This is a genomic window from Streptomyces sp. NPDC002623, assembly GCF_053592635.1.
Genome location: NZ_JBSFWB010000113.1, coordinates 1 through 1,241 on the forward strand (window position 1 = coordinate 1; position 1,241 = coordinate 1,241).

Genomic DNA, 1,241 nt, shown 5'->3' on the forward strand with positions numbered 1-1,241 from the left:
GTCACCTCAGGACTGCGCATCGGCACCCCCGCCCTCGCCACCCGCGGCTTCACCGCCGAGGACTTCACCGAGGTCGCCGACGTCATCGCCGAGACCCTCAAGCCGACCTACGACGCCCACGCGCTCAAGGCCCGGGTCACCGCCCTCGCCGACAAACACCCCCTGTACCCCGGTCTGTCGTCGTAGTCCTCCCGCTGTAGGAGCTCGTTCATGGCCATCTCCGTCTTCGATCTCTTCTCGATCGGCATCGGCCCGTCGAGCTCCCATACGGTCGGCCCGATGCGGGCCGCCCGCAGGTTCGTCGTCCGGCTCAAGGAGGACGGCGTACTCGCCCAGACCGCCACGGTGCGCACCGAGTTGTACGGCTCGCTGGGCGCGACCGGCCACGGGCACGGGACGCCGAAGGCCGTCCTGCTCGGGCTGGAGGGGAACGAGCCGCACACCGTCGACATCGTCCGGGCCGGGCACGATGTCGACCGGATCAAGGCGACCGGGCGGCTGCGGCTGCTGGGCGTCGAGGTCGGCGACGCCCAGGAGATCTCCTTCGACGTCGACGGCGACCTGGTCCTGCACCGCCGCAAGGCCCTCCCGTACCACGCCAACGGCATGACGATCCGGGCGTTCGACGCGTCGGGCACGGAACTGCTGTCGAAGACGTACTACTCGGTCGGCGGCGGGTTCGTCGTGGACGAGGAGGCGGCGGGGGCGGATCGCATCAAGCTCGACGACACGGTCCTGCGGCATCCGTTCCGCACGGGCGACGAACTGCTGCGCCTGACGAAGGAGACCGGTCTGTCGATCTCCTCGCTGATGCTGGAGAACGAGCACTCCTGGCGCACCGAGGCGGAGATCCGGGACGGGCTGCTGGAGATCTGGCGGGTGATGCAGACCTGCGTGGCCCGTGGCCTCTCCCTGGAGGGCATCCTGCCGGGCGGGCTGAAGGTCCGGCGCCGGGCCGCCGTCTCCGCGCGGGCGCTGCGCGCCGCCGGCGATCCGGGGATCCACGCCATGGAGTGGGCGACTCTCTACGCGATGGCGGTGAACGAGGAGAACGCGGCCGGCAGGCGGGTGGTCACCGCCCCCACCAACGGCGCGGCCGGCATCATCCCGGCGGTCCTGCACTACTACATGAACTTCGTGCCCGGTGCCGACGAGGACGGAGTCGTCCGCTTCCTGCTCGCCGCCGGCGCCATCGGCATGCTCTTCAAGGAGAACGCCTCCATCTCCGGCGCCGAGGTCGG

The 1,241-nt window shown here is 70.6% G+C and carries 1 protein-coding gene and 1 pseudogene; both read left to right on the forward strand.

Annotated features, from left to right (window positions below; genetic code table 11):
* A pseudogene (locus ACWD4O_RS48785) lies at positions 1-186 on the forward strand (serine hydroxymethyltransferase); the annotation flags it as partial.
* A 24-nt stretch (positions 187-210) separates the two neighbouring features.
* Positions 211-1,241 (forward strand): L-serine ammonia-lyase (locus tag ACWD4O_RS48790; protein WP_451289600.1); only part of this gene is annotated, 1,031 nt, incomplete at its 3' end.